The sequence below is a fragment of the Aurantimonas sp. C2-5-R2 genome (assembly GCF_036549495.1).
Taxonomy (GTDB): domain Bacteria; phylum Pseudomonadota; class Alphaproteobacteria; order Rhizobiales; family Rhizobiaceae; genus Aurantimonas; species Aurantimonas coralicida_A.
Window position 1 is genome coordinate 1 of record NZ_JAZHLJ010000128.1, and the last position, 6812, is coordinate 6812.

8 protein-coding genes are annotated in these 6812 nt (G+C 62.9%); 1 reads left to right on the plus strand and 7 read right to left on the minus strand.

Features of this window, described 5'->3' with window-relative positions:
* Positions 1–22: 22 nt before the first annotated feature.
* The 4 genes from VQ044_RS23325 to VQ044_RS23340 form a co-directional block, all read right to left on the minus strand.
* Entirely contained in the window at positions 23–364 is a 342-nt protein-coding gene (locus tag VQ044_RS23325) for a hypothetical protein (protein ID WP_327649975.1), read from the minus strand.
* Positions 361–1980 carry a hypothetical protein gene (locus tag VQ044_RS23330; protein WP_327649977.1) on the minus strand — a complete coding sequence of 540 codons (1620 nt, stop codon included), beginning with the start codon at positions 1978–1980 and terminating at the stop codon, positions 361–363. Before VQ044_RS23330 ends, VQ044_RS23325 begins: the two co-directional genes overlap by 4 nt.
* A gap of 20 nt (positions 1981–2000) precedes the next feature.
* Complete coding sequence (locus VQ044_RS23335) at positions 2001–2192, minus strand: hypothetical protein (RefSeq protein ID WP_253963876.1); 192 nt, start codon at positions 2190–2192, stop codon at positions 2001–2003.
* Positions 2193–2290: 98 nt separating this feature from the next.
* On the minus strand, positions 2291–2494 hold the full coding sequence (locus VQ044_RS23340; protein ID WP_327623971.1) for a hypothetical protein: 204 nt from the start codon (positions 2492–2494) through the stop codon (positions 2291–2293).
* Positions 2495–2686: 192 nt separating this feature from the next.
* Between VQ044_RS23340 and VQ044_RS23345 the strand changes: the two genes are divergently transcribed.
* On the plus strand, positions 2687–3553 hold the full coding sequence (locus VQ044_RS23345) for a DMT family transporter (protein WP_327623970.1): 867 nt from the start codon (positions 2687–2689) through the stop codon (positions 3551–3553).
* Between the two features lie 114 nt (positions 3554–3667).
* Here the strand turns inward: VQ044_RS23345 and VQ044_RS23350 are convergent, their stop codons facing one another.
* The 3 genes from VQ044_RS23350 to VQ044_RS23360 all read right to left on the minus strand — a co-directional run bounded on the left by VQ044_RS23350 (position 3668) and on the right by VQ044_RS23360 (position 6699).
* Positions 3668–5473 (minus strand): TadE/TadG family type IV pilus assembly protein, encoded by a 1806-nt coding sequence (locus tag VQ044_RS23350; protein ID WP_327623969.1) that lies wholly within the window; start codon positions 5471–5473, stop codon positions 3668–3670.
* A 79-nt stretch (positions 5474–5552) separates the two neighbouring features.
* Entirely contained in the window at positions 5553–6047 is a 495-nt protein-coding gene (locus VQ044_RS23355) for a TadE/TadG family type IV pilus assembly protein (RefSeq protein WP_327649979.1), read from the minus strand.
* Positions 6048–6129: 82 nt separating this feature from the next.
* Positions 6130–6699: a TadE/TadG family type IV pilus assembly protein gene (locus VQ044_RS23360; RefSeq protein ID WP_327623967.1), complete on the minus strand. Its 570-nt coding sequence runs from the start codon at positions 6697–6699 to the stop codon at positions 6130–6132.
* Positions 6700–6812: the final 113 nt, after the last annotated feature.

Genomic DNA, 6812 nt, shown 5'->3' on the forward strand with positions numbered 1-6812 from the left:
AGACTGCGGGAACGGCAGGTCTTCACGGGCCAGGACATCCATGCCCAACACTAGATCTAGTGGGTGTGGGAATCAACCGGATAGGCAAGCTTGCAAGCATCGGCGCGCCGAGCAGCGATCCGGCAAGGCGGTTGGCGGTTTCGCCGCGCAGGAGAATTCCGTGCAGCGCCTCGTGCTGCAATTCCAGGCCATGCGCGAAGATCAGGCCGAGTCCCAGCGTCGCCGCGAACAGCAACGGCCCGTCGCGCGTGCCGATAACCCAAACGAGCGCTATGACCACGGCGAGGAAGCCGACGAGCTTGGCAAGCGACAGCGCATAGGAGGGGGCGAACACGGCCACGGGCGGGTCGGACGGGTTGGTCATGAGGCCACATCCTCGGGCTTCGCTGGCAGCGGGCGCGAGAAGATCGATAGTTGTCGCCGCGCGTAGAACATGGCGGCGAGCGTCATCGGTGCTGCGCCTTGGAACCGGCCGCAATCGACGCTCGTGCGGGGGCGCCCCGCGGCATCGGCCGGCCACGGCTCGACGATCGTCGCGAAGGGCTCGCAGCGCCGGACGACCAGCGATCCGAGCCAGTTGCTCGCCAGGGGACGCTCGCCCCGCAACCGCCAGACGGCGGCGGAGTCGAGATGGGCTGTGAAATCTGGCGCCGGCGGCGTGTCAGCGGCGACCTCGCAGCGCCCGCAGATCGTCAAGAGTCGCTGCCCGACGCTCGACGATCCGTCGAGCATGAGATGGGTCGAAAGGCTCGCGCAATGGGGGCAGGGCACCTTGCTGCGCTTCGACGCTTTGCTCGCGCGTACCCAGACGCCTTCGAGCGCGCCCTTGACCAAGGCGTCTGCCATAAAGGCGAAGGCCGCCGCGCGCGCGGCCTCATCGCTGCGCGTCGATGCCAGCGTGGCGAGGGCGTCCAGCACCGGTCCGTCCGGGGCGTCGGCTGGGATAGGCGCGTGAGGCAGCCGCGAAAGACGCGGTGGCGGGGACGCTGCCGTGCCGTTGATCGATGCTGGCTTCGGCGCGATGCGCAGCAGGGGGTCGCCGAACAGCACAAACCGATGGCCGGATGCGAGGGCTTGGGGCGCGCGATTGTGGGCAGCGACCGCTTCCCCGATCGGCATGCCGCGCGAGAGCGCGCCGGCCAAAAGGTCGATCGATACCGGTGAGGCGATGACGATCCTGGCCGTCGTCACCAGCGCGCCGAGCGCCGGTGAGGCGGCGAGGCGCAAGCCGGCGCCATAGGTCCGGTCGATGAAGCCGTCGCGGGACGGCCAGCCGACACAGGTGTTCCAGATCATCGCCCGCGCCTTGACGGCGGCGGGATGCAAGGTCGCGTCGGCGAAGGCCGCCGTTTCAGCGGCGACGTGGAGACGGTGACAATGATTGGAGACCCGGCAGGTCGGCATGCGGGGCCTGCCCTCGGCGGCGAAGGCCGCGTCAACCGGGCACAGCACGAGCGGCCCGAGATCGCCGTCGATGCCATCGCCATGGCCGGTCACCGAGACGAGACTGTCGCCCTGGCCGAGCAGCCGGCGCAAATGCGCCTTGTCCGACGCGCGACCGCACAGGGCGAAGTCCGATGTTTCGACGATGCCGATGGGAAGCTGGGGGGACAGGTCGAGGCGAAACGGCGCATCGCCCAAAGGCCTGTGCAACGCCGTCGCGCTCGCGACCGCCTTTGCGCTCAGTTCCTCCAAGGTGCGGCCGACCAGGAAGCCGGCCAATGAGCCGGCTCCCGGTGCTGTCGCCGCGTCCACGATATCGTCGGTCAGATCGTCTGCGAGCGCGACGATCACGTCGCCGTCGTCAAAACGGCGCGGGGCCGACGATGAAAGGCGGCGAAGAATCCGCCCCGTCGCCTTTGCGTAGGCTTCAGCAATCGGTCGCGTGGCGGAGCCGATGGCATGGCAGACGGCGGGGTCGTCCGCGGTAACCTTCTCGCTTCGGACCCGGGGCGCACCGGACGAGAGGACCTGAAGCATCTCGCCATCCACCCCCACTGCTACCAGTGCAGTGAATCGGGGGCCGTCAAGTCGATGCCGGAGCGGGCCAGATCAGCGCGCACGCGCGCAAGTTCCGCCTCCGCCATGTGCAGCTTCTCCAGCCCCGTGTGGAATTTTTCCAGCCCGCCGAGATGGGCTTTCTGCTGTTCAGGGGACATGCTTTCGAATGAGCTTGTCGCGTTTCCGGTCATATCGCCATTCCTTCTGCGGATAGATTTCCTGGTGATCGCAAAGGATCGATTCACATCGTATGGTTGTGGTCCAGCCGGTGTGGAGGCGTCTTCGCCGCCTACCAGTGCAGCGAGTCATTCACGCTCAGATCGGCGCCGGAGCGGGCAAGATCGGCGCGCACGCGGGCCAGTTCCGCTTCCGCCTTGTGCAGTTTTTCGAGCCCCTTGTGGAAACGCTCGAGGCCACCGCGATGCGCCTTCCGTTCGTCGGGAGTCAGGTTCTTGCCCTGCGACAGGCTATCGCCTTCTACATAGTTTCCCATGTTCCACTCTCCGTCCGGAGTGCATCTCCTCATGATTGAGGAGATGAAAATAATACACGTTAAAGGTGTATATTCAAGCCGACCGCGTGGCTTCGGCACGGGAACTTTCCTCTCCGCTTCTTCCGCTCTCGCTTTTCAGGGCGCCATGGGTGAAACTATGGGAGACTGGCTTATTCTCCTGCCGAGCGATTCATGCGCAAGCCGAGCGGCGTTCTTGCCGGTATCATCCTCACCATTCTGTCCGGCCTTGCGCTCGCCACCATGGATACGGGAGCGAAGTACCTGACCGGGCGGTTGCCGGTGCTGGAGGTCGTCTGGGCACGCTACTTCTTCCACGCCGTGCTGATGACCGCGTGGCTGGCCAAGACCCGGGGGACGACCTTTCTGAAAACCCGGCGCCCGCTGTTGCAACTGGCGCGCGGCGGGGCGCTGCTCGGCGCCACCATCACAATGTATTTCGGGCTCTCCAAGGTGCCGCTGGCTGACGCCACCGCCGTGATGTTCTTCGCGCCGGTGCTTGTGACGGTGCTATCGGTTGTTTTCCTGGGAGAAAGGATCGGCCTTCCGCGGATCGCGGCGGTGCTAGCCGGTTTTGGCGGCGTCCTGTTGATCGTCCGTCCGGGCTTTGCCGATACTGATCCCTATCTGCTGCTGCCGCTTGGGGCCGCCGTGATCGTCTCGCTCTATTATTTGCTGACCCGCGCTCTGTCCGGGCCAGAAGAGAACGCGGCGACGCTTTTTCACACCACGGCGGTTGGGGCGGTCGTTCTGAGTTTCGCCGTTCTGATCGTCTGGGAAACGCCCTCGACGACGGAATTCGCTCTCATGCTCGGGATCGGCGCGCTCGGCGCGCTTGGGCATTTCTGCCTTGTTCAGGGCTTCGCCTACGCCTCCGCGTCGACGCTGACGCCGTTCCTTTACGCCCAGGTTCTGTTTGCCGGCATCTACAGCGTGGTGCTGATCGGCGATCCGTTAAGGCCGAACCTCGTCATCGGCGCGGCGATCCTGATCGCCAGCGGCCTGACCATCTGGTGGCGGGAAAACCGCCGACCAAGATGACGCGGCGCCAGGAGACGCCGGGCGCCTCCACCTATGCAATCGTCTGGCGGGTCTTCTTCCAGTCGGCGAGGAAGGTTGTCCCTCCGGCCGATCAATATCGCGACGTGTCGACGCTCAGCGCGAGAGGCGCAGGCTCGAAACCTCATCCGTGATCGCCCCGAAGGCGGCAACCAGCTGCTCCTTGTTCTGCGCGTCGTAATAGAGCTTGGTGGTCGGATCTTTCAGGCCATAGGAGGCGCAGCCTTCCAGAAGCGTCTTCACCTTGCTGCCGTCCTGTACGTCGAAGGCGATGGTGAAAATCACGACGCCGTCGGTTCCGTCCGGCCGGCGCCCGTCATTCTTGGCGTTGGCGCAGACCTTTTCGGTCATCTCGTTCATGGCCTCGACATAGCGGCTGTCATCGGCCTTCTTGATCGTTCGTGTGGTGGCGTCGAACATCCGTCCGGGCTGAGGCGATCCACTGCTCCAGACTTCCCCGTAGCCATAGGCGCCCCAGCGGGATCTGTTGGCGTTGGAAGCGCCCCCATAGGTGTTTTCGCCGTCCGTCATCACCACGAGGACCTTGAGGTTGTCCTTGGCGTCCTTCGCTCGACCCTCGGTGAAGGGCGCGCCCGGCGACAGCACGCGCCAACCCCAGGCGATGCCCTCCGGGATATTGGTCATCTCGGTCGGCTGCATCTTGTCGAGCGCGGCATCGACAGTGGACTGATCCGCGCTCAACGGCGTGATGGGAGTCGTGCTGCAGCCCAGATTCGGACCGCGTCCACTCCCTCCTCCACGCGTGGGAGCGGTGGATTCCAGATATTTGTTCATATCGCGTTGCCAGGCAACAGATTGCGCCGCGCCGGCGGACTTCCCGTCGCTGTCGTCCGCCAGGTAGTCGTTCTTCCAACCCGTAAAGCCCCACCAGTCGTATTCGTCCGGCGCGAACATGGGAACGAACAGGCTGGCGCCCGCGAGCGGCGCGTCGTCGGTCACAGCCAAGCCCTCCGGACGCGACTCGACGCATCCTTCCCATCCCTCGGGGAAACGCTTGGGGCCGGGGACGTATTTGCCCTTCTCCTTGACAAGTTCCCGCGCGTTCTCGAACAGCCACTGGCGGGTCAGCACTTGGCCGTCCGATTTTCGACGCCACTGCAGGCCGACCTTCTCCGCGAGCGGTGCGCCGGACTTGCCGTTCTTCGCCTCGGTCCAGCTTGCCCAGTCGAAGTTCTCGTGATGAATCGGAGATTCGCCAAACCGGTCCATCCACGGCGCGTTGATATTGGCCGGGCCGACGTTGACCGAACCGGAAAACGGCACCACACCCATCATCACCGGCGGCTTGCCAAATGCGGTGGCGTTCACCTTCATCAATGCGGCGGTGAGGTCCTTCGCGGCGCTCTTGAGGGTGTCGATCTTCTTGGCTCCGCCGACGCTCGAGCCCATCGATCCCGAATTGTCGAGCACCAGCGCCATCTCGATCGACAGGTTCTCCAGGACGACCTCGCTCGTACTGGCAATCGGGAAATTGCGCCAGTCGACCTTTTCGTTCGTCACGAATGCTAGAAGATCGCCGAACCAGGTAGGCTGCTGCCGCGTCGCCGAGACCTTCAGAACCCTGTCGCCGCCGACCAGTTGAACCCCGTCGTAGCTGAACTGGGTGTAGCCGCGCGAATCTTCGCCCGCATTGTGGAAGAAATAGCCTTCGGCAACCTTGGCCAGGAAGCCTGGATCCTCCGATTGGGCGTATTCCTTGGCGGCGGCCAAAGCCGCGGTGTCAGCCGACTGCTGCAAATTGCGTTCGGCGCCGTAAATCGTGCTGAGATCGACGGCTGCCGCCATTGTAGCGGCCAGGATCGGCAGCGTCAGCCCGAACATCATCGCAACGTTGCCACGACGGTCCGACCACAGGGCAAGAGAAGTGAATCGCGTCCGCATCGTACTTCCTGTCGTATTTATTCGATCAGAAAACGTCAGTATCGTCAGAGGTATTCAAGTTTTCATAAACTAAATATATTCAATTTTCCCATTTCACGGATTTACTTAGGCGGGGTCTAAAAGTGTAAGCCTTGCTGAATGTTATGTTGGAAAAGGAATTGGTGTAATCGAGGAGGGGTGCGTAGGCATAGGAGACATCCGCAACGATCAGATAACTCGCCGTACCGAAAAACAGCTCCGGCGCTACCGGGTAGGACGCGCCGGCCGCCAGCCCGCTGCCCGAGTTCGCCTGCGACCAGTCGACCGTGCCCTGGCCCTTGTCGTCGACTTGAACAGCGGTCACGACGATCTTCAGGGCGTCGGGTGAAAACGGAGCCATCACGGCGCTCGAAATACTGAAGATATTGCCCATCGCGGTCGGGTTCATCATCCGGTTGCGCGCCACGAGATTGCCGACCGTCTCCGCCGTCGTCTCGACCTTGCGACTGGCCTCAAGTGCCTTCGATGCCTCGAAGCCGCCGAGGTACAGCAACAACATCACCGGAAGGATCAAGGCGAATTCGACGGCAGCCATGCCGCTGCGCTCACGCGCGAAGCGGCTGAACAGGGTCGTTGCCCGGGGGCATATGCTGGATGGATTCGTCCGCATCATTTCCTCAGGAGCAGTTGGATTTGCTGCTCTTCAATTCGCCGAAGGGTTCGTTCATGAAAGCAGTGATCGAAAAGAGGATATCGTTGCCGTTGGTGTCGGACGCGATTTCGTGAAGAAACGACGCGATCCACGGCCATTCGTAGAACGCGCGCAGCACGGTGATCGAGTTGGCGCTGCCCGGATCGAAACAGAAATTCGTGTCGTCGACATTTTTCAGCCGCAGGGGAACGTCGGTCGGGATGTCACCGAATGTGGGGAATGTACGAAGGTCGATCTTGAGCTTGTCGCAAGACAGCATGAAGTCGACCTTGTCGCAGATCTTGGTGCGGAACACCTTCTCGTCGATATCCGATTGCTGGATCTGACCGGTCAGGACCTGTCGCGCGACGCCGTCGACCGCGGTGTCGAGCAACATGCCGGCCGCGGAAATCGCAAAGGTCTCGATAATCGCGAACATCAGCATGAAGAATGGCGCGGCGACCATGGCGAATTCCACAGCCGTCGCGCCGGATTGGTCGCGCGAAAACACAAAGCGTTTCCGGATCATGGCCGTAAAGGCGTGCCGATACGTCATGTCGCGAAGATCTCCATTAAAGCGTGCCTATCCGCTTGACGCCCATACCCACTAGATCTAGGGTCGGAGCGGATGGGGGGCGGCCATGGACATTCTTGACTGAGAGGATCTCC

Bases quoted from the DNA above. Each gene is read 5' to 3' on its own strand.
- VQ044_RS23345 (WP_327623970.1), top strand. From the start codon at position 2,687: ATGCGCAAGCCGAGCGGCGTTCTTGCCGGTATCATCCTCACCATTCTG.
- VQ044_RS23335 (WP_253963876.1), bottom strand. From the start codon at position 2,192: ATGACCGGAAACGCGACAAGCTCATTCGAAAGCATGTCCCCTGAACAG.
- VQ044_RS23325 (WP_327649975.1), bottom strand. From the start codon at position 364: ATGACCAACCCGTCCGACCCGCCCGTGGCCGTGTTCGCCCCCTCCTAT.
- VQ044_RS23355 (WP_327649979.1), bottom strand. From the start codon at position 6,047: ATGGCTGCCGTCGAATTCGCCTTGATCCTTCCGGTGATGTTGTTGCTG.
- VQ044_RS23330 (WP_327649977.1), bottom strand. From the start codon at position 1,980: ATGCTTCAGGTCCTCTCGTCCGGTGCGCCCCGGGTCCGAAGCGAGAAG.
- VQ044_RS23360 (WP_327623967.1), bottom strand. From the start codon at position 6,699: ATGACGTATCGGCACGCCTTTACGGCCATGATCCGGAAACGCTTTGTG.
- VQ044_RS23350 (WP_327623969.1), bottom strand. From the start codon at position 5,473: ATGCGGACGCGATTCACTTCTCTTGCCCTGTGGTCGGACCGTCGTGGC.
- VQ044_RS23340 (WP_327623971.1), bottom strand. From the start codon at position 2,494: ATGGGAAACTATGTAGAAGGCGATAGCCTGTCGCAGGGCAAGAACCTG.